We start from the raw sequence: 19,703 nt of genomic DNA on the forward strand, positions 1-19,703 counted from the left end.
GCTCTTTATGGATTTTGTTTTTTTTAGCAAGAGACCTTTTGCTTGGGCTGAAAACAAACTTGTTGAGGAAATATCAAAGCTAGGATACAAGGCAGAGGTCTGGGATTGGGATCAAGTTGAAGTAGTAGCAGCTCCTTTCGAATTTTTTTATCAAGGAATTAAGAGAGAACTTCCTAAGGTGGCTATGTTTGAATCAAGAATTCGTTCAAGATATACATTAGGAGATCGGTTATATCTGTTTGATGCACTTGAATTACTAGAACAGCAAGGAATGACAATTTTAAACTCACCACAGGCGGTACGAAAAGCGAGTAACAAGGTATATGCGGCAAACGTACTTCAACGGGCCGGCATCCGTGTTCCTTCAACACGGATGGTCAGTTCGGTAGACCAAGTCGGTAGTTGTTTAAAAGAGTGGAAAGATATTATCCTTAAACCCCTTTCCGGACATGCATCGATTGATATCAAGCGCTTAATTTTAAACGAATTTCGGTACGGGGATGAAATTGCTGATGTTTTAAGTATTTTTCAAGAGATTGAGGTATGGCATCTTATCCAAAACTATAAAGTTCTATGCGCACAGCAATATGTTTCTAATCCTGGATATGACCTACGCATTAATGTAGTTGGAGACAAAGTAGTTTCCATTTGGGCCCTCGATTGTTTTCCAAATACTTGGCGAACTAAGGATATAAATGAAGGTAAGAAATTACGGAAATATGAATTAACAAAAGAACTAGAAGATATTGCATTAAGTGCGGTTAGTGCGTTAGGTCTCGATTATGCTCCAATTGATTTGATTGAGGGACCTGATGGGCCTATAATCATTGAAGTTAATTCTGCTCTGTCAATCTGGCCAGGGCATGAAAAAAGTGGATTCACCATCGATCCAGAGGGTAGTGTGAAATATTATGTTCAAATGATTGAGGATCGGATTAAATCATGAACACGCTTGTTATCGTAGCACCTCCTGTTTACCAAAAATACGTTAACGCAGCTGCACTTTTATGTCCTGAAATAATCTGGATTGGACCTGACGTAATCGAATTAGATAATAAGCGAGAAAATGTTATTTGTTTTGAAGCTAATGCCCGTGTATATGAGGAATTACATCAGGTTTTCAGACAGGTAATTGAACAATATCCAGTTGAACAGATCGAAACGCCCTATGAGTTTTATATAGAAAATGTGGCTTACCTTCGTGAAGTATTCCAGATTCCTGGATCAACGGTTGCTCAAATTGTTCCCACTCGTTACAAAGACGTAATGAAAGACTGCTTTGTACAACATGATGTACCATGCGCCAAACACAAGAAAATTAGCAACCTTGTCGATCTTACGGAGTTTGTTCAATTACATGGGTATCCGATGATTTTCAAACCTTTAAATAATGCTGGCTCTCGAAATGTCTTTCGGATAACCTCAGAAGAAGAAGCGGTTGAAAAAGCAAAATATTTTCTCGATGTTTTAGAAGAGCCATTCCTTGCTGAAGAGTTTATTGATATCCAGCAAGAAGGAAGCTATGACGTAGTAATCGTTGGAGGAAAGGTTGTTTTTGGAACCATTTCTGTTTACGAACCACTTGTTTTGGAAACAGCTGCTCGCCCGGGAGGTCAACGGATCTATATTCGTCATGACTTGCCAAAGGAATTGGATCAGGCGATCAGAATATATGGTCAAAAAGCAATTGAGGCCCTGAACATTACCCACTCTTTCGCTCATATTGAGTACATGATTGATCGCAAAGGACGCTTATTAATTGGAGAAGTGGGAGCGCGTATACCCGGTGCTCAAATTCCCTTACTAATGGGATTATCACAGGGTATATCTATGGAACAAGTATGGGCTGAACATCTTATCTACCGAAGCTGTCAGCATGAATTGAACAGAACATGGCATACTGGAATTCTTTTTATAAATGCTGAAACAGATCAACCGATCCAAAAATTAGAAAACCTCGATCTGATATTACAACTTTACGGTGAGGCTATCGTATACCAGCAGTTACCTTCTATTGGTCAATTACCAAAATTGCACAGACTCAATATGGATGACACTGACGCGTTTATAATAGTAAAAGATAGAAGTTCTAAACGAGTAAAGGAAATCTTAGATGATATTTCTCAGTTATTAAAAATAACTTAAAAAAATTTTTGTTAAAATTCCAGCCGTAATATTTTCAAGTATCAAATAATGACAAGTTGAATGGGAGTTCGTAATAGAAAGATTTTGTGACAAACATCGCAAAGTAAGGGGACTACACAAGAGAAAATACCATGGAATTAATTTGAATGTATTCTTGTCAATACTTTAGAATCAAAAAGCCTATTGGGGAGCGAGTGTCCGTTCGCCCCCTATCATTTTCTATCCGGATCCATATGATTCCAAAAATGGTGGTTTTGACATTGTTAAGTTGTTTCATGAATATTTATGATTTTTATATTGATTTTACAAACAAAAACTGACTGCTAAGTTTAGGATTCCGCATCGCTTATTTTAGAGAAGCAGTTGCTAAATTAACTTGAGAAAGGAATGTAGCAAAGTTGAAACCTCGTTCACTCTTCACCAATCCAACCTTCTTAGCTCTTTGGATTGGCCAGGCAGTTTCTGAATTAGGAGGGGCTTTAGGGGCGTTTTGTAACTCCCTAATTCTATATAATCTCACGGGCTCGAAAATAGAGATGGGTACGCTCTGGCTTATTTACTTTATTCCTTCACTCCTGATACAACTTGTAATTGGACCTTTTATAGATATCTGGAGTAGGAAAAAAATTATGGTTTTCTCTCAGTTGTCTCGTGGCCTTGTGTTTTTGGTTCCGATTTTCATGTTGTTATTCGACGAGATCCATGTTTGGAATCTCTTTGTTGTTCAATTTGTTCTCGGAATTATTCAACCTCTTTATGTGCCAGCAAGTTTAGCAATCTCACCTACCCTATTTAAAAAAAATGAATTAACTAATGTAAATGCATATATAGATGGTACCGTACGACTAATGAGTATTCTTGCACCAACTCTAGGTGGTATCATCTCCGTTGTGATCGGTGTTACAAATACACTCTATATCGTTTGTTTATGCTTTTTATTGAGTGCTACTTCTTTACTTTGGGTGCATGAGAAAAGTTCGGAAAACATACAAGTGAGATTAGCCTGGTTTAAAGAGTTAAAAGGCGGTATTTCCTATTTTCTCAATCAAAAGCATCTAGTTTGGCTAGGATTTTTTGCAGCATTCATTCAATTTGCTGTAGGCGTTACGATGGTTTTGAATGTTCCTTTTGTTACGGATGATTTAGCCGGGAGCTCTTTCGAATTAGGATTATTTCTGTCCGGTTTTCCAGCAGGGTATCTAGTAGGTAGTTTCTTTGTTCCGCGTATAAAAATATCAGAAAATAGACGCCGCTTTATGTTGGGAGCTATTGCTATTGGTGGACTTTCTTTTGTTCTACTTAGTTTTGTTTATGAAATATGGCAAGCTGTTGTACTTGAGATTATTGCTGGAATGTCAACTCCATTTTTTAACGTACATAGTACAAGCATATATCAGCGCAGTGTTCCGAATGAGATGCTTGGGAAGGTTTTTTCAGTTCGATTATTAATAATCCGAAGTGTAATGCCATTAGGAGTATATTTTGGAGGGCATTTTTCTGAGGGATATAGTGTTCGATTAAGTTACTTATCAATTGGCTGCTTGGTGTTTATTGCTGCCGTTATCGGCATTCTTCTCCCATATTTCAAATTTCTTGAGGAAGATACAGTAAACACTACTCTAGATGAAAAATTCGGTTGAATCATGAATTATTCGAAGATGTTGTCCTTAAAATTAATCTCTAAGCTAAGAGGACAATTCGGGATTTAAAAATCCTGTTAATACCTAACATCTGTTCTATAACAATCGCTTTTTAGCGTTCTTCGAGATGGAAAGATGTATTTTCAATTACAAAGAAAGTTTTTTATAGAATAGACGTGTCACTTTAATTTTAAATTTATACTCATAAAAAAGTTTTAGTAGAAATTAATTCACTTATAAAATATTTAGGCAGGTGAATACCATGGATGTTAAAGTTCTTAATACTTCTGCTAATGAGCAAAAGCTTTGGAAACAACTTGCTCGTTTAAAAGAAATCTCTCCTTCTTTGGCTAATTGTGTAGATCTAGAACGAATCAAACGAGTTGCGACAGATATCCACTTTTATGCAGAGAACAATTCCGATTTTGAATCTCAAAAGGAAGGAGGACGTGGAGATGTGTATCGATTAGCGCAGCGTATCCCGGTTGTACGAGCGATTGGTATTCTTAATTTATTTCGTTTAGTTGCTTCAGAAGAAAACCTTGAGAATTTATTACCCAACGATCTTATACTGGATGCTCTTGGTGGGGATGGTGTTTTAGTAAGAGCTTTAAAGCAATTACTTCCTGAATCGTCTATCCCTAATATATTGACGAGCGATTTGTCTGAAGAAATGATAAGAGGTGCAGTAGAGTACGGGATTCCTGCATTATGGCAACCAGCTCAACAATTACTTTTAAAGGACAGAAGCATGGATGGTGTTATTTTAGCATATGGTACGCATCATATTCCTAGAGCCCAGCGATTGATAGTTTGCAAGGAAGGGTTCCGAGTATTAAAGTATGGTGGACGTTTTGTTCTTCATGATTTTGAAGAAGGTTCTCCAGTAGCAAGATGGTTTAAAGAGATAGTTGACCGATATTCTTACACTGGACACGATGTACCGCATTTTACTAGGGAAGAGATTGCAAGTTATCTTATTGAAGCTGAATTTAGATCAGTTAATGTCCACTATGTTTATGACCCATTCATAATAAGCGGTAAATCTGAACCCGAGTTACGAAAAAATCTATCGAGATATCTTATGGAAATGTATGGGCTTTATCGCCTAAAAGAGCAAATGAATGAGGAAAATGCCCTAAATTTTATCTACGAACGAGCTAAAGAAATTTTTCAATATGATTACGAAAAGGTAGGACTTGATAAAGATTTTGGGGTTTCTAAAATTGCAGTATACGAACAGTCTGGAAAATTGAAAATAGAAATGCCGCGTTTAGCGATTGTTGGGGTTGGAATAAAACTATCTACTTAGATTTACTTCTTTAATATTTATGCTTTCTGTTATTTGTAGACAATTTTTAAATAGTGAAGGTAAGAATAAACTTTTTAGTAACGAGAATTGTGATGACAAGACATCAAGGACAGCCTCACCTGTATTGGTTGACTATCTTACGAGCCTCTACTTGGTTGGAACTTGCATAAATTGTGTTATCAATAAATAGCAGAGGATTTAAAGTGATTGTATAATTTTGGAAGATATTAAAGTGTAGGGGATTAAATATTAACTATGGTATCTTGAGATGAGTTATTAAAAAAACTTCAAATGGAGGATCCCCCATGAATATCTATGAAATTGTAGACATGTTACGTGAGTGTGAGAGTAATAAGTACAAGACAATAAATCTAGTACCGAGTGAAAATGAAGCAACTACGCTTTCTAGGTTGCCACTCCTGTTAGATCTTTATAATCGCTATTTTTTTAATGACAAACAAAAATGGAACGAGTGGTTTTTTCGAGGAGCTCAAGAGGTTCATCGACTTGAAACAGAAGTAGCAATCCCATTATTGCAGGAACTAGGAAAAGCACAGTATGTAAATCTTCGTCCTCTATCCGGTTTAAATTGCGGCTTAATTGTATTGAAAGCACTAGGTGGTGGCATTGGAGCAAATATTTTAACTGTCTCGCCAGAACAAGGTGGGCACTTTGCAACTAAAGATCTTGCGGAAAGTCTAGGCTTAAAAGTGAATTTTATGACTGGACCGGATGAACACAGTATTGACTTTGATTTATTAAAAACTCAATTACTGGAAAGAGATGTCCATCTTGTATATGTGGATCAATCAAACTGCCTCTTTCCAATTGATCTAGAAAAACTCGTGCAGTCAGTAAAGGAGACATCTCCCAAAACAATCATTCATGTCGATGTAAGCCATTGGCTTGGTTTGATTTTTGGTAATGTAATGAAAAACCCCCTAGTACTGGGGATTGACTCTTTCGGAGGGTCTACTCATAAAACTTTTCCAGGTCCTCAAAAGGCAGTATTTTTTACAAATAATTTAGAAATTGAGCAAAAGTTCAAAGAGGTTCAATCTTATATAGTAAGTAGCCATCATTTTGGAGCTGTAGCAAGTTTAGCTATCTCTTTGCTAGAATTTAAAAATTGTGGTGGTTTTGATTACGCACACCGAATTGTAGGTAACGCAAAGACTTTGGCTAATGAGTTATATCATCTTGGATACGATGTTAAGGGAAAAGAACGTGGTTACACTATCGGACATCAAATATGGCTGAGTACTGATAATACTGGCATTTCTTCTTATGAGGCTAGTGAAAGACTTTACAAAGTTGGGATACGAGTAAATGTATATAATTCCCTTCCAAGCTTCCGTGGTAAATTAGCTTTACGACTTGGAGTTAACGAAATAACGCGTCATGGTGCACATGCTGAAGATATGGTTGAACTAGCTTCTGTTATGGATGATGCAATTCGTGAGCGATTATCTGTTAGCGAGTTACAAAGAAGAGTGAAAAATATTCGTACAAGGTATATAAATAGCTACGGATATTCAATGGATGACAGAAAGTTGCGTGAATTATGTATACAAACGTTTTTATCAAGTATAGAAGGAGTCAATTGTGCCGAACATTCAACGTGGTGAAATCCTCCACATGACGTTCTTATAAAGCCCAATAATTGTTTTTTGAGTAATTACCCCTTATCTTGTTAAGCTGGTATCAGAAGAACAGAGGGGGGGATTTTTTTCTAAGGCAGTCAAATTGACATGCAGGATTTTCCTTTCCTCGAGGATTTTTTTGTCACCTATTGATACCGGAGAAAACCTCTTATTTCCGATCAGAAATCCAAGTGTGCCCACATTGTCATACGAAACTGAACCGAATTCACATCGCATGGAAAAAGAAAATCTATACCCTATCCGCTGGAGAAAGAGCTGACACTAGTCGCTGTTTACCTGCCTGACGGCAAAACGTTGACAAGTACCGTGAGATCCAATCGAAAGCCCAAAAATCTGATGTTGGCATTGGGTCGATCGAAAACTATGCCCAAGAAGATGGTTTCCATGCTGAAGTTGTGAAGAAAAACGAGCCGGGATCGGGTAAAAGTACGACATCGACACCTAAACCGAAACTGCAGCTACAACCACAACAAACAAATCGAGCAGACGGTTGAGCAGAACATGAACGATGTTTTCTATCCGAACTGTAGTAAAGTGCAGCACCATCGTATAGAGGGGAGCCCGGATAGGGCGGAAGCGATCCGGTACCGGGCGTTGGATCGCGAGGTGATGGGATGAGGAGTTTGCGGAGGTTTACGGTAGGGAACGTAAATCGGACCAAGATCATATCGGCTACTTCCGGGGGAGCAAGCATGCCGGCGACGAGAAAGAGTGGGTGGACGAGCGGCAGCGCTAAGCCAATGCCGGATAAACGGGGCAAGTGGCAGCCGGATTGAGATTGAACGGAAAAACCGTTCTGACGCCGTTTCCCGGATATACTGGAGGCTGAGGACGGGATCGCTCCCTCTAAAATGGCTTGATCGCGTCTGAGCCGCAGCGGTTAATTATTAACAGGTTCGCGGCGCAGGCGGCAGCTGGTTATTTGAATGAACGGTTTGGGGAGAGAGCCTTGTCTATACACGTAAGGTTCTTCAACGCGAAGAACATGTATATGCGTGGAGAAAGGATTCAAGAAGGACGAGAGTGTCCAGACATGGGCACTCTTCTTTTATGTTTTTGTAAGGAAAACGTAGTACTATTTGGTTACTGTTTCGGTTCACCTGACTGTAACTCGTCGGTGCCGATGTTTGGCTGTAGGGGTAAGAATTGCACAAAAAAATATTGGCGATATCAAATTACCAATCAAGATGACTCGATTCATATCTTCTCCTTTCAGCCGATTTCTCATCCCATGCTACTGATATGCCCGGACGCAGGACAAAATAAAAAAAGACTTCCTAATCTTAGAGGTTGAAAAATCTTGGTTTCCTGTGCCTAATGAAATACTCATGACAGGCTGTATTTACTTACAAATTCCTTCAGGGTCAAAAGCTCAATCTTTTGGATGAGTCATTTCCCCTCTTCATCTGTGACGTACTCATGGAGTTTTGTCAAACTTCGGTCATTGGATATGACTACTTTTGCACCTCCGCATATCACATATTCGATGAACATAGCATCGTCTGAGTCAAAAACACCATGAGAGCTAACAACGGGTTCAATCTCTTCGGTTCTAAGTAAATGAAAGGCTGCAAACCCGATTATACGAAAACCAGGAAGGACGATAGGTATACATGACAGAGGTTGTGGCGGACGGTGTTTGTTTCCTTGAAAAAGCAGAGGATACTCGTACGGGCAAGCAGCAACCAAGCCATTGCCCCTAGAGATCCATTTGCCGATCCGTTTACTTGCTCAAGAAAACTGATCGATATTACAACTGACAATTTGCCGTTCTAGTGAATTGGTCATCGCAGAGAAAGGAGATTCCATGAATAACTATCTGGACTGAAGGTTCCATCTTTACCTAAATCCGGTAAAGAATACGTTTCACTGCTTTCGCTGCCAGGAAAAAGGGGGCGTGGCCAAATTCATCGGTCTTCTGGAGGGAAAAGGCGAACAACAAGTGATCGATGAATACAAGGCCAAAACACGAAGCCGCCCGAAGGAAAAAGCGGAAGAAAAAGACATGGGAAGATCATCCTGCGATGAAGCTTTCCGCACACCAATGGAAACTGATGGGCTTTCTCGGGAAGATCGACGGGAAAATGTTTCACACCAACCCGAATTATGCACGCGCGGTTCTTCAGTGGGCATGGCGGGAGTGGCAACTATTCACGTCTGAGAAATCGAAGGAAGCGTTCCATGTCCTTCTGATTGGCAAATACCTGGCGAATGAAAAAGCAGCGGAGGATTTCGTCAGGAAAACCGAGAAAGATACCGGCATTGAAAGTCTTTGGGAGCGCGCCGTGAAGATGCATCAGCTCCCCAAGGATTTGTGGGCGGAATGGGCCAAACGAGCTGATGTCATCGTTCGCGAACTTGTAGAAGCAATTCGGAACGAAGAGAAAGCGGCGGATTTGGAAGGGACCATTCAGCGAGAGTTGCAAAAGATGAAGGAGAGAACGGCGTGACCTGGAAATGGAGTTATATCCGACTCTTCAAATATGACACCTGCCCCCACGCGTACTATTTCCGGCATGAATGCGACGTCCCCCCCAGCCGCGGGGAGCGCCCCATGTACTGCGATAGCTGTAATTGTAGTGGAGAGGCACAGGAAATGCGCTGCCTGTCAGATTCAGTCGCTGATGATGCTGGAAAAGAGCTGCCAGCTCTGAAATAATTTCCACGTTTTTTTCGCGTGAATAGTAATGCCAGAGTCCGATCCGAATATCATCTTCAGTATAGCCGAATCCACTGAGGTAGCTGGCCATCGTATATACGACGTCTAAATCGTTTGCTGCATCGGCTTTGCCGACTCTGTTCCCGTCTTTGCCTATTCCGCCAAAAAAAGCAATGCTTGATGGATTAGTGTCTTCAGAATTGGGGTTTAGCAATCCGTTCCATATCTCCGGCGCAAATACAATACCGGTTTTATGCGACGAAGTATGGGAAAAGGATGTGTCTGCTTTTTTCTTTGAATTTTTGTGGATGTTCCGCTCATATTGATCAATAGCCGCCATAAAGTATCATGGAATTCCGGTGATGGCCTGCATATGTTCAAACAACAATTGTCTTTCCCGGGCTGATGCTTCTGTCTCCGATGCTCCGGGAGACGCAGCCTGGACGGAGAAAGGGGGGCAGAGAAGGCTCAGGATAAGGATGAGAAACAGTACTTTGTATGATATGGCATCCTCCCGTCATAAATAGTCTTGGCTTTAGTGTGTGTAGCGAAGCAGATTTTATAATAACACTCAGTGTCAGGGGACAGGTGGGTTCTTTACTCCGGGCAAGATGTGGGTCACATCAGAGCGGCGTTATGACTCCGCTTTTCCTCTTACGAATACCTGGGCTACGCTGTGCATGATCCCAAGCTAATCTTTACGAAGCTTACAAACCTTCACTTTCGGTCACCGCAAGCTGTACCGTAAGGTACAGCCTTACCCATCTTCTCCTAGCAGTATTCCGGATGATGCACTCATCCTCTGTTTCCGCATTTCCCTTATGCAACCAACCCCTCCATTGCTAGAGACGCTGTTTCGGGCAGAGATAGCCTTTGCGACTAGGCTAGCAGCATACCAGCAAATGAGACCGGTGTTGCACTGTATATAAGAAAGCGACTTGCTTGTCGCACCATAACGGAGATTATAGAACACAAAAAAGCAGCTACCTGGACAAAACCCGATCAGCTGTTTTAATTTACATTTACATTAGTTAGGATCTGCATAAGGACAGCCCGTTTGGAAAAGGAACGGCTGCTTTTGCTTATACCGCAGCTCTAAAACTTATCATTCAATAATGCCTAAGTACAGCAAATCGGTCTCATGAATTTGTTTCGTTACAGGCAAGTTACTCTGTTTTTGAAATTGAGTCACGGCTTGTTCTGTACTCCGATCAAAAATGCCGTGACATGTACCATGATAAAAGCCGGCAGCCCGAAGATGATTCTGGACAAGTTGAACTAGCGTGCCACGCGAACCGCGTACCAGGACGTGATAGGTCAAATCTTTATGACCGGTAATCGGCCCTTCTACGATCACTATTGTTCCGACCGGCACCTTTTCATACAGTTCCTCGATATCCCGATTTCGCATACGAAAACAGCCATGGCTTACATTTTGACCGATCAGATGAGGTTTGTTCGTGCCATGTATTCCATATTTTCCTCATGGTACGTTTAATCCGAGCCAGCAGCTTCCAAACCCGCCGCCCCATCCCGTACTCTTTGAAACAATACGAAAGGTCCCTACGGGGGAAGGTGTATCTCGGGTACCGGGAGCCACTTTGAACATCTTGATTGCTTTCCCCCCTTCAAGAAGCTGAAGATCCTGGTGCCACAGGTTGATACGGATTTCGTAAGAGGCTTTCTGTTCATTTGAAGAATAAGCGGTTAGGGTACATAGAATGAGAACAAAAACAGAAACAACAATCCAGATGATTCCCAGTTTTATAAATTTATGCAAAAAAACTCTTAACATTTTCATAAAACCTACCTCTTTTCATGCTGAAATCACATGCATGCTACCCGATTGTTTTCGTCGATAATTAAATTTTTTTCAATAAAGGCGTGAATAAAGCCGAGCATTCCATGCAGTGAACGGTTTTTTTCTTATCGTTTTCCCATCATGCGTGCTGTATTCGTACTAAAATCGTTAAACTCCCATCTTAAACTAATCGGTTCCTGTCGCCTATCATAGCCAGGAATTAATTTTGTTTGTCATAAGGCCATTTTTTTGACTCTTCTTAATAAACAACATTTCTGATGGCCAGGGCAAAGGGCTACTGCTTTTCTTATCGTATAAGAAAGTATATGTTGCTTTAAAGTGGAAAAGTGGGACCGGAAGGTCCCTTTCTTTTTGGATTCATTGTAAGATGAAGGTATGGAGACAAATATTTTGAAACGTATTTTTTTTGATGAGCGTCAACACTGGAAGCGATTTGTTGAAAAGTATGGAAATCGTATACGTCCAAATGTGATTAAAGAAATTGAAAAATTTCGTACATGTGGTACATCTGAGAATGGCTTTAAACTCTTTGTATGTGAAGGGTGTCATCATGTTCGGAAAATGACTTTTCGTTGCAAGGGAAGATTTTGTACAAGTTGCTCCAATGGGGAAACCGAGGAGTGGGGACGCTTATTGGCAGAAGATATGTTTCAAGTATGTCATCGACATGTTATTTTTACGATAGATGAAGGATTACGGAATATCTTTTTACAGCATCGTGAGATGCTAAAACCTTTCATGGATGAAGCAGTTAAACTGGTGCAGGGCTGGTTTAAAAAGAAGTTTAGAGTAACACCTGGTATTATTGCTGGCTTACATACGTTTGGTTCCCGCCTTAATTTTAATCCCCATGTGCATATGCTCGTTACCATGAGAGGTATGAAAGAAAATGGAGAATGGAAGGTATATAATTATATTCCGTTTTCCATGTTGAGAAAGCAGTGGCAAGTGGTTGTCTTAAAACTTATTCGCCGTACAGTAAGTGAGATAGAAAAGAAAAAGATTCAACCTTTGCTACAAAAAGCGTATTCGGCAAATGCCGAGGGTTTTTATGTATATGCTCCTAAACAGAAAGGAAATGTAAAGGAGCAGTTGAAGTATATCGGACGTTATATTCGTCGTCCTGCGATTGCTTTACATCGTATTGAGGAGTATGACGGCGAATTTGTTACCTTTCGGTATTATGACAAAAAAGAGCAGAAAGAAAAGCGGGAAACGATTTCTGTTGAGGAGTTTATTTCCCGTTTAATTCGTCATATTCCAGATGAACAGTTTAAGGTTATCCGTCATTACGGTGTATATTCCCGGAAACTAAAAGCAATGTGCAAGAGACTTGTATCTGTATGGCAAAAAGAAGTACGAAAATGGATTGTAAATGTGCGAAAGATTCTCCGAAGGAGAACATGGAGAGAGCGGATTAAAGAAGGAACAGGGAAAGATCCAATGATATGCCCTCGATGCCAATGTTATTATGAATACAAGGGAGAAGTATGGCTGCATGGCGGCGAATTAAAAGTAAGATACGCTGTCGATGACATGGCAAGGAGATATCTAACGAGGGAGATTGAACATGGCAAAGTCAAAGAAGAAAAAACACAAGAAGCAAGGCGTAATCACCGTATCTCGATTTCTTCGAGCGAAAAACAAGGTCAATTACGTCTGTTTGGTGTGCAATGAAACAGAAGGAATTCCGTATGATACGGTCCGCTCTTTTGATGCGATGGATGATGGGGACCTTACGGTCCCTCCCCAGTTTAGTTGTGAAAAGTGTGGGGGGGAAATGTACCCTGAATATTACGAGGGAGTACATGGTCAAATTTATAGGCTTGAAGATGTTAAGAAGTAAAAAGGACCGGGCGCATGCCCGGTTTTTCTCATTAACGTAAGCGAAATTATTGAAAATAGATAATCAATCATGGCGAAAATTTTTAATTTTTATAACGGATAATCTATAATGAAAGTTTTTGAAATGATATTTTATTCTACACTTATGATTACTTAATTACATTAGGCACCAGACTTTTTAGCATGTTCAAGTTATCTTGCTTTCTTTTTATCGTTTCATCGCGGAGTTCTATACCATTTTCAGGGATAGGATCAGGGAAGAAGGACTGAAGATCATCTATATTTAAATTAAGCTTGGAATTCTTATTAAATCATCACAATGTAAAAATTGTTTCTCCTATTGCGGTTTATTATTCTTCTGACGACAGTGAAAATGATGTAAATATTGAAGTTGCAGTGCCTGTTATGGGTAATCTGCCTGAATCAGAAAGAATCAAGATCAGGAAATTAAAAGCGGTCAAGAGGATGGCTTGTGTTATCCATAAAGGTAATAATGATAAATTAGCTGATGCTTACACGGCTATTCAGAAGTGGATGGAAATGAACGGATATGAAATTGCAGGACCTAGTAGAGAAGTACACCTTGAGGGATACTGGTCAACGTCTAATGAAGATAAACACGTTACTGAAATCCAAATTCCTGTTGTAAAATCATAATACTAAGCGTAATATTTATTTTTAATACGTCCGATAATACGTAAAATGTAAAACTAAAGCAGCTGATCCGGTTCATCCAGATCAACTGTTTTGCTGTGTCCGATAACTTGGTTTATGTAAGAAGAGCGTTTTGCAAATCGCTCGATAGTAGTAATTCTTACAATTAAATGAAAAATTTTGATAAGATTATATTTAGAAAAAATGTTGTTGAAAGGATAATAAAGATGCTGATTGGGGAAATTAAAGAAATTATTCGCCATCCCGTGAAGTCATTTCGGGGGGAAAGCGTACGGAAGACAACGATCCAGCCTTATGGGTTGTATGGGGATCGCAGTCATGCTTTTTTGGATGGAACGAGACCCGGCCAATTTTTGACAGCCACGCAGCTTCCGGCGATGATTGGCTATCAGGCGGAATTTATCGGGCAAGAGAGTCTGGAGAAGTTTCCACAGGTTAAGATTACATCGCCCAGCGGAAAAACGTATTTTTGGGGAGATGAAGCATTAACGAAAGAATTGGAGGAGAAGTCAGGCAGAAGCATTTCAACGATACAGTATTCTCCAGACCATATTCCATTGGGAGCGATTGAAGAAGAGAATGTTTTGCTTGCTACGGACGCTTCGCTTGCCAAACTTGAGGAATTATGGGGAGATAAAGTGGATCACAGACGTTTTCGACCTAATATTCTTATCGCCATGTACGAAAATATTCCATTTGCAGAAGACCATTGGTTCGGGAAGCGAATGATGATGGGGGAAGCGGAGCTGGAAATAAAGCGGCATTGTGAACGGTGCATGATGATCACGATTAACCCCGATACGTGCGCGTTTGATCCTTCTCTGTTAAAAACGGTAGTTCGGGAGCGGAACAATTATTTCGGAGTCTACGCTTCTGTGATTAAGACGGGTGAAATCAAGGTCGGAGATAAGATTTATTTATGGCAATCATATTAGCAGTAGAGTCAGGAACGATATGAATAGCGGATGGAGCATAGAGAACATCGAGAAATAAGTAGACAGATGCATTTTGTATATCAATATCGTTATATATGCTGGAAAGGGTGAATGTAGGAAAGTGAGAATGTCGAAAGTTTTGTTTGGTTTTATGCTTTTGTTAATTGTATGGGGGGGAATCGGGTGTGGCCAGAATAGCACGCCAGAGGAAAGGCAGAAGCCGGTACCAGTAGAGGTTTCGCTTACGATTATGCCCGAAAGCGTGAAAGAAAAACAACCGGTGAAGATTTCCGCTCGAATCACGCAGAAGCAACGACCGGTCAATGATGCGGAAGATGTTAAATTTGAAATCGGACAAGAAAATCAAGAAAAGAAACAGATGATTGCCGCCAAGAAAACGGGAGACGGGGTCTACTCGATTACATATACGTTTGATAAAGCAGGACAATACTACATTATGTATCATGTCAATGCTGGAGGCATGCACAATATGAATAAAGTGCCGGTGAATGTACAACCGATGTCCGGTGCTGTACAGCGCTAATCAAACTAAATGTATAGTTTTTCAACAATTGAAATAAGTGAATGCATGAATATAAAAAAGTCTTTAAAGGAGCGGGGGTTTAGCCTCTTTCTTTCCTTCAAAAGACTTTTTTTGTTTTTAGGGCCATGAAATGTATGAATACCCACTCATAAGTTGCCCATCGAAGCCCGTTGTTTGTAGCAAATGGCTCATTCGTGTAGCGCAATGCGAGTACAATGACAGAAGAAAATAAGGATACAAAAGAAGAGATCAACCACAGCCAGGGAGTCGCGCTTTTCTTTCGTATCCGCTGCGAACGACCTACAGCTTGGTGTTATTATCTATTATGTGGGTAAGTCCTGTGCTTGTAAATATTTATTAAATATTTGTTCCTTTGACATCAGAAGGAACTTAGGAACTGGATTTTTTTGTCTAAAAACTCCTTTTTTATCCGGATGGCATAAAATAAACATTGGCTTCATATATAATTGCTTCATATTTCGATAATAGCGGTTTTGAATATCCTTTACCTCGAATCCTAGGCGACTTACCCCGCGGGATAGCATGGTAATGCCAATGATGCCTTTAATGTTGTCTCTCTGTGGGTGTTTAAAAATAAAATGGGCCAGCTCGGGCAGCGAGGATTGCACACGATGATAAACATACAGGGCTCGTTTTGTGTCGTTTAGAATGTTTTTCATCTCGTCCATAAGCAAACAATTATGGAGATGTATTTTCAGAAGAAGATCGTTGGGACATATACGTGTTCCATCCGAAAGAGTGAGATGTTGCCCGTGATAACGAATAAGCTTGACGCGGAAAATGTTTTTTTCTTTTCTGTTTACATATTCTAATTGAGAACACGAAAAATAAAATTTGTCTATAAATGACCAGAGTTGAATCCACGTTCCCAATGCAGATGCCTCCTTTCATGCTGGTGTAACAGATGATGAGACAATTTTTTTCTTATTAATGCGTAGCAACGAGAGTAAGTATGCATCACAATTTTTTCCCAATGAATATAAAGGAGTCTGATACTAAGCATGAAAAAAGTTCTTTTTTTTCCATTATTGCAACTTCCTTCAGGTCACCATCAAGTCGCCGATGCCCTTATGCGCTCATTGGAAAAAAGAGCGGAGGGAATCTCGTGCCGAAAAATCGATTTTTTGTGGTATGCGAACAGACACTTAGAAAAAATAGTGACCGGTATATATATGAGGTGGATTTATTACGCGCCGCAGACGTATAAATGGACGTATCAGCATTGCGCCTGTTCGGCAAGCGGCATAAAAAATTACCAATTAGCATGGTATGAAAGACTATTTCAGGACAAAATGGAACAATTGCTTCGTGAAGAAAAACCGGATTTGTTGGTTTGTACCCATGCTTTTCCTTCTTTTTTAATAAGCAGGCTGAAAGAACAGGGGAAAATCTTTACGCCTGCCATTAATGTGTATACTGACTTTTTTATTAACGAAATTTGGGGACGTCGAGGAATTGACTTCCATTTTGTCCCTGCTAGTTCACTAAAGAACGAACTCATGGGAAAGTACAATATACCTGAGGAACGAATTCACATAACCGGTATTCCAGTAGATGAGCAGTTTCACACGACCGATAGGAAATTTCCTGTATCTCCGCCTTACAAAATATTGATATCAGGAGGAAGTAACGGACTGGGCGACATTCTTTCTCTATTGCAAAAAATGAAGCATGCTACCGAGTTTCGCTATTTTATTCTTTGTGGCCATAATAAAGAGCTTTTCCATGAGATTGCTTCTTGGAAAATGGAACATATTCAACCGCTTTCCTTTATTTCATCGAGAAAGCAGATGAATGATTGGTACGAACAAGTGGACGCTATCATTACCAAGCCAGGAGGCGTAACGATAAGCGAAGCTTTGTGGAAGAAACTTCCCATCTTCGTCCATTCCGTTTTGCCCGGTCAGGAAGAAGTGAACCTGCATTACCTGGAATCACAAAAATTGGTATACAGACTTTTATCCCATTCGCCGTATGAAACACAAATACTAAACGTTTTGCAGAACGAAGAAGAACGAAGCAATTGGATGAAAATAATTGAACGCTATCATCAAGATAAGGAAGGAATGGCCTGGGAGAAAATAAAGGAACTAGTGGAATAAAAAGAAGTCCCCAAACGATTCACACGTTTAGAGACTTTTAGCTGGCACGTGTTATTTTTTCGCTTTCTTTTCCTTTAAGCGTATGGAGCGTAATTTCCGGACGGCAACCTGTACGAATATTCACCCCGGTTTGCCCTAATCCTTCGCTGATGTAGTAAGGTTTCCCGTTTCGGTAATGCAGGCCCTTGATAATCTTCATTCTAGCCAACTTCCCCATTTTTACCAAGTGGTAAGGTTTCGGCCAGTGGATTTGGCCGCCATGGAAATGGCCGGAGAGAAGGTAATCGTAAGGCACATCATCCATATGAAGCACGACATTCGGATCATGGGTTAATACAAGATTGATGCCTGTTTTAACCCCTTCATACGATTTGGCAATGTTGCTTCGACGGGTGCTGAAATCATCAATGCCGATGATGTTAAGCACAGTATCACCCAGTTGTAGGACTCTGTTTTCATTCTGCAGAACAATGCAACCATGGCTCTCCAGCGTTTTGCGGAAGAGTTCAAGATGGTGCTTGTGCAGCAGATAGTCATGGTTGCCAAAGACAACGTAAATGCCGAGAGGCGCATTGAGTTGTTTCAGCACCTTAATGTATTCCATGAACGGCTGGATATTTTTCTGACGCTCAAGCTGATCCCCGGTCAGGGCAATAAGATCTATATTTAAATCTTTTACTTTTTCATACAGAGTTTGAGGTGTGATCGAAAGATTTTCAAGATGCATGTCGGAAAGGTGCAGAATATTTATTTCTTTATTCTGCGGCAAGTCCAGTGGAATCTCTACTTTTTGCACTTGTACATCGAATGTGTTGCGGTATGCACGGCGGATTCCAAAAAACAAGCCTAGTAAGAGGATAAAGGTAATGATAAGCATGATAATCCTCCTTTCTCGTTTTTCAATCACGTAATTTATATAATAAAGGGAATCGACCCGAATGAAAATGATGAAATATTGGATAAAGACCCTATAGCTAGCATTGAACATGAGGAACGAGCGGCCGCTTGAAAGAATTTTCAAGCGGGCTTTGTCGATTTTATTGTTGAAATTGTTTGATGTTTTTGAATGGAAGGGATAAACTATTTTTAGAAGCGAACCCCCCTTTTTTCCATCATACATAGGAAAGGATGAGAGAGATGTATAAAGAATTAAATCCGCCAAGCCGTATTTTAATGGGGCCGGGGCCGAGCGATGTTCATCCGCGCGTACTGAAGGCGATGGCAATGCCGCTTGTCGGTCATTTGGACCCGTCTTTTCTACAAATTATGAACGAAACGATGGAGCTAATCAGAATGGTTTTTGAAACAAAGAATGAGCTTACGCTCTCGATGTCGGGCACTGGTAGCGCTGGGATGGAGACGGTGTTTGTAAATATACTGGAGCCGGGCGATAAGGTTATCATCGGTGTCAATGGCCTTTTTGGCGAGCGGATGACGGATGTAGCGGAACGTTGTGGTGCTGAAGTCATCAGAGTGGAGGCACCGTGGGGCGAGATCATCCAGCCAGAGCAAATAAAAGCAGCGCTTGAAAAGCATGCTGGTGTTAAGGCAGTAGCGGTCGTGCATGCCGAGACATCGACCGGCGCCCTTCAGCCATTGTTCGAAATTTCGCGACTTGTGCACGAACACGATGCCCTCTTTATTGTGGACGCGGTAACGTCGCTCGGTGGAATCAAAGTGGGGATAGATGAAAACGAAGTAGACGCGTGCTACAGCGGAACGCAAAAATGCTTAAGCGCGCCGCCGGGCCTTTCACCGGTAACGTTCAGCAAACGGGCGCAGGAAGCGCTGGCGAAACGTACGTCCAAGGTGCAAAGCTGGTATCTTGATCTATCCATGCTTCAAAATTACTGGGGACAGGAGCGTTTCTACCATCATACAGCTCCGATTAGCATGAATTACGCCCTGCGCGAAGCGCTGCGTTTGGTAGCGGAGGAAGGGCTGGAACAGACGTGGGAGCGACATTGGAAATTCGGGAAGGCGCTTCAGGCCGGTTTAGAAGCGATGGGATTGTCGTTGCATGTGGCAGAAGAATACCGCTTGCCGCAGCTTACGTCTGTGCGCATCCCGGAAGGTATTGATGAAGCGGCAGTGCGTAAGCAGTTGCTGGAACAGTTCGGCATTGAGATTGGCGGCGGATTGGGAGCACTCAAAGGAAAAGTATGGCGCATCGGTTTGATGGGCTATTCTTGTCAGCCGCGCAATGTTCTTCTCTTCCTATCGGCACTTGCACAAGTGTTGGAGCAGCACGGGTACAAAACCAGTTCGAACGAAAGTTGTGCGGCCATGCTCGAAACGATATACGGCTGAGAACAAACCTCCGCTATGTTGGCGGAGGT

Annotated in this window: 17 protein-coding genes and 1 pseudogene; 13 read left to right on the forward strand and 5 right to left on the reverse strand. The window is 41.0% G+C overall.

The features are described 5' to 3' along the window. Positions 1 to 7: 7 nt before the first annotated feature. The 7 genes from K3F53_RS07725 to K3F53_RS07755 all read left to right on the forward strand — a co-directional run bounded on the left by K3F53_RS07725 (position 8) and on the right by K3F53_RS07755 (position 9,211). Positions 8 to 946 carry an ATP-grasp domain-containing protein gene (locus K3F53_RS07725; protein ID WP_057899107.1) on the forward strand — a complete coding sequence of 313 codons (939 nt, stop codon included), beginning with the start codon at positions 8 to 10 and terminating at the stop codon, positions 944 to 946. After that, complete coding sequence (locus K3F53_RS07730) at positions 943 to 2,145, forward strand: ATP-grasp domain-containing protein (protein ID WP_057899106.1); 1,203 nt, start codon at positions 943 to 945, stop codon at positions 2,143 to 2,145. The genes K3F53_RS07725 and K3F53_RS07730 overlap by 4 nt, the downstream gene beginning before the upstream one ends. A 398-nt stretch (positions 2,146 to 2,543) precedes the next feature. Continuing rightward, positions 2,544 to 3,785 carry an MFS transporter gene (locus K3F53_RS07735; RefSeq protein ID WP_057899105.1) on the forward strand — a complete coding sequence of 414 codons (1,242 nt, stop codon included), beginning with the start codon at positions 2,544 to 2,546 and terminating at the stop codon, positions 3,783 to 3,785. A 262-nt stretch (positions 3,786 to 4,047) separates the two neighbouring features. Beyond that, the gene (locus K3F53_RS07740) at positions 4,048 to 5,097 is read left to right on the forward strand and encodes a class I SAM-dependent methyltransferase (RefSeq protein WP_057899104.1); all 1,050 of its coding nucleotides are present in this window, start codon (positions 4,048 to 4,050) and stop codon (positions 5,095 to 5,097) included. Positions 5,098 to 5,402: 305 nt separating this feature from the next. Further along, positions 5,403 to 6,725 carry a PLP-dependent aminotransferase family protein gene (locus K3F53_RS07745; RefSeq protein WP_057899103.1) on the forward strand — a complete coding sequence of 441 codons (1,323 nt, stop codon included), beginning with the start codon at positions 5,403 to 5,405 and terminating at the stop codon, positions 6,723 to 6,725. A 659-nt stretch (positions 6,726 to 7,384) separates the two neighbouring features. After that, complete coding sequence (locus K3F53_RS07750; protein WP_156424065.1) at positions 7,385 to 7,537, forward strand: hypothetical protein; 153 nt, start codon at positions 7,385 to 7,387, stop codon at positions 7,535 to 7,537. A 1,173-nt stretch (positions 7,538 to 8,710) separates the two neighbouring features. Continuing rightward, positions 8,711 to 9,211 carry a hypothetical protein gene (locus K3F53_RS07755; protein ID WP_057899100.1) on the forward strand — a complete coding sequence of 167 codons (501 nt, stop codon included), beginning with the start codon at positions 8,711 to 8,713 and terminating at the stop codon, positions 9,209 to 9,211. 27 nt (positions 9,212 to 9,238) lie between these two features. Here the strand turns inward: K3F53_RS07755 and K3F53_RS07760 are convergent, their stop codons facing one another. The 3 genes and pseudogenes from K3F53_RS07760 to K3F53_RS07770 all read right to left on the reverse strand — a co-directional run. Then, positions 9,239 to 9,760 carry a hypothetical protein gene (locus K3F53_RS07760; protein WP_057899099.1) on the reverse strand — a complete coding sequence of 174 codons (522 nt, stop codon included), beginning with the start codon at positions 9,758 to 9,760 and terminating at the stop codon, positions 9,239 to 9,241. Between the two features lie 765 nt (positions 9,761 to 10,525). Continuing rightward, entirely contained in the window at positions 10,526 to 10,795 is a 270-nt protein-coding gene (locus K3F53_RS07765; protein WP_327851215.1) for a peptidoglycan-binding domain-containing protein, read from the reverse strand. Next, positions 10,781 to 11,221, reverse strand: a pseudogene (locus K3F53_RS07770) (L,D-transpeptidase); the annotation flags it as partial. The pseudogene K3F53_RS07770 and the gene K3F53_RS07765, both read right to left, overlap by 15 nt. A 396-nt stretch (positions 11,222 to 11,617) precedes the next feature. Between K3F53_RS07770 and K3F53_RS07775 the strand changes: the two are divergent. The 4 genes from K3F53_RS07775 to K3F53_RS07790 all read left to right on the forward strand — a co-directional run bounded on the left by K3F53_RS07775 (position 11,618) and on the right by K3F53_RS07790 (position 15,241). Next, positions 11,618 to 12,919, forward strand: a complete 1,302-nt coding sequence (locus K3F53_RS07775) for an IS91 family transposase (RefSeq protein ID WP_091260666.1) — start codon at positions 11,618 to 11,620, stop codon at positions 12,917 to 12,919. A gap of 462 nt (positions 12,920 to 13,381) precedes the next feature. Continuing rightward, on the forward strand, positions 13,382 to 13,744 hold the full coding sequence (locus K3F53_RS07780) for a GyrI-like domain-containing protein (RefSeq protein WP_057899097.1): 363 nt from the start codon (positions 13,382 to 13,384) through the stop codon (positions 13,742 to 13,744). 224 nt (positions 13,745 to 13,968) lie between these two features. Then, a complete protein-coding gene (locus tag K3F53_RS07785) occupies positions 13,969 to 14,697 on the forward strand; it encodes an MOSC domain-containing protein (RefSeq protein WP_057899096.1) in 729 nt (242 codons plus the stop codon). A 127-nt stretch (positions 14,698 to 14,824) separates the two neighbouring features. Further along, positions 14,825 to 15,241: a FixH family protein gene (locus tag K3F53_RS07790; protein WP_057899095.1), complete on the forward strand. Its 417-nt coding sequence runs from the start codon at positions 14,825 to 14,827 to the stop codon at positions 15,239 to 15,241. Between the two features lie 323 nt (positions 15,242 to 15,564). On the opposite strand, the gene K3F53_RS19895 is transcribed toward K3F53_RS07790, so the two are convergent. Further along, positions 15,565 to 16,134 (reverse strand): YkoP family protein, encoded by a 570-nt coding sequence (locus K3F53_RS19895; RefSeq protein WP_057899094.1) that lies wholly within the window; start codon positions 16,132 to 16,134, stop codon positions 15,565 to 15,567. A gap of 129 nt (positions 16,135 to 16,263) precedes the next feature. Between K3F53_RS19895 and K3F53_RS07795 the strand changes: the two genes are divergently transcribed. Further along, positions 16,264 to 17,364 carry an MGDG synthase family glycosyltransferase gene (locus K3F53_RS07795; RefSeq protein WP_091260664.1) on the forward strand — a complete coding sequence of 367 codons (1,101 nt, stop codon included), beginning with the start codon at positions 16,264 to 16,266 and terminating at the stop codon, positions 17,362 to 17,364. A gap of 37 nt (positions 17,365 to 17,401) precedes the next feature. Here the strand turns inward: K3F53_RS07795 and K3F53_RS07800 are convergent, their stop codons facing one another. Then, positions 17,402 to 18,241, reverse strand: coding sequence for a metallophosphoesterase (locus tag K3F53_RS07800; RefSeq protein ID WP_091260662.1), 840 nt, complete (start codon positions 18,239 to 18,241; stop codon positions 17,402 to 17,404). Between the two features lie 260 nt (positions 18,242 to 18,501). Here K3F53_RS07800 and K3F53_RS07805 point away from each other — a divergent pair, with 260 nt between their 5' ends. Next, positions 18,502 to 19,674: a pyridoxal-phosphate-dependent aminotransferase family protein gene (locus tag K3F53_RS07805; protein WP_057899092.1), complete on the forward strand. Its 1,173-nt coding sequence runs from the start codon at positions 18,502 to 18,504 to the stop codon at positions 19,672 to 19,674. Positions 19,675 to 19,703 lie beyond the last annotated feature (29 nt).

Origin of the sequence: Aneurinibacillus thermoaerophilus, assembly GCF_019603355.1 — a bacterium.
GTDB lineage: Bacteria > Bacillota > Bacilli > Aneurinibacillales > Aneurinibacillaceae > Aneurinibacillus > Aneurinibacillus thermoaerophilus.

Bases quoted from the DNA above. Each gene is read 5' to 3' on its own strand.
- K3F53_RS07745 (WP_057899103.1), top strand. From the start codon at position 5,403: ATGAATATCTATGAAATTGTAGACATGTTACGTGAGTGTGAGAGTAAT.
- K3F53_RS07760 (WP_057899099.1), bottom strand. From the start codon at position 9,760: ATGGCGGCTATTGATCAATATGAGCGGAACATCCACAAAAATTCAAAG.
- K3F53_RS07800 (WP_091260662.1), bottom strand. From the start codon at position 18,241: ATGCTTATCATTACCTTTATCCTCTTACTAGGCTTGTTTTTTGGAATC.
- K3F53_RS07785 (WP_057899096.1), top strand. From the start codon at position 13,969: ATGCTGATTGGGGAAATTAAAGAAATTATTCGCCATCCCGTGAAGTCA.
- K3F53_RS07740 (WP_057899104.1), top strand. From the start codon at position 4,048: ATGGATGTTAAAGTTCTTAATACTTCTGCTAATGAGCAAAAGCTTTGG.
- K3F53_RS07775 (WP_091260666.1), top strand. From the start codon at position 11,618: ATGGAGACAAATATTTTGAAACGTATTTTTTTTGATGAGCGTCAACAC.
- K3F53_RS07725 (WP_057899107.1), top strand. From the start codon at position 8: ATGGATTTTGTTTTTTTTAGCAAGAGACCTTTTGCTTGGGCTGAAAAC.
- K3F53_RS07790 (WP_057899095.1), top strand. From the start codon at position 14,825: ATGTCGAAAGTTTTGTTTGGTTTTATGCTTTTGTTAATTGTATGGGGG.
- K3F53_RS07795 (WP_091260664.1), top strand. From the start codon at position 16,264: ATGAAAAAAGTTCTTTTTTTTCCATTATTGCAACTTCCTTCAGGTCAC.
- K3F53_RS07730 (WP_057899106.1), top strand. From the start codon at position 943: ATGAACACGCTTGTTATCGTAGCACCTCCTGTTTACCAAAAATACGTT.
- K3F53_RS07755 (WP_057899100.1), top strand. From the start codon at position 8,711: ATGAATACAAGGCCAAAACACGAAGCCGCCCGAAGGAAAAAGCGGAAG.
- K3F53_RS07805 (WP_057899092.1), top strand. From the start codon at position 18,502: ATGTATAAAGAATTAAATCCGCCAAGCCGTATTTTAATGGGGCCGGGG.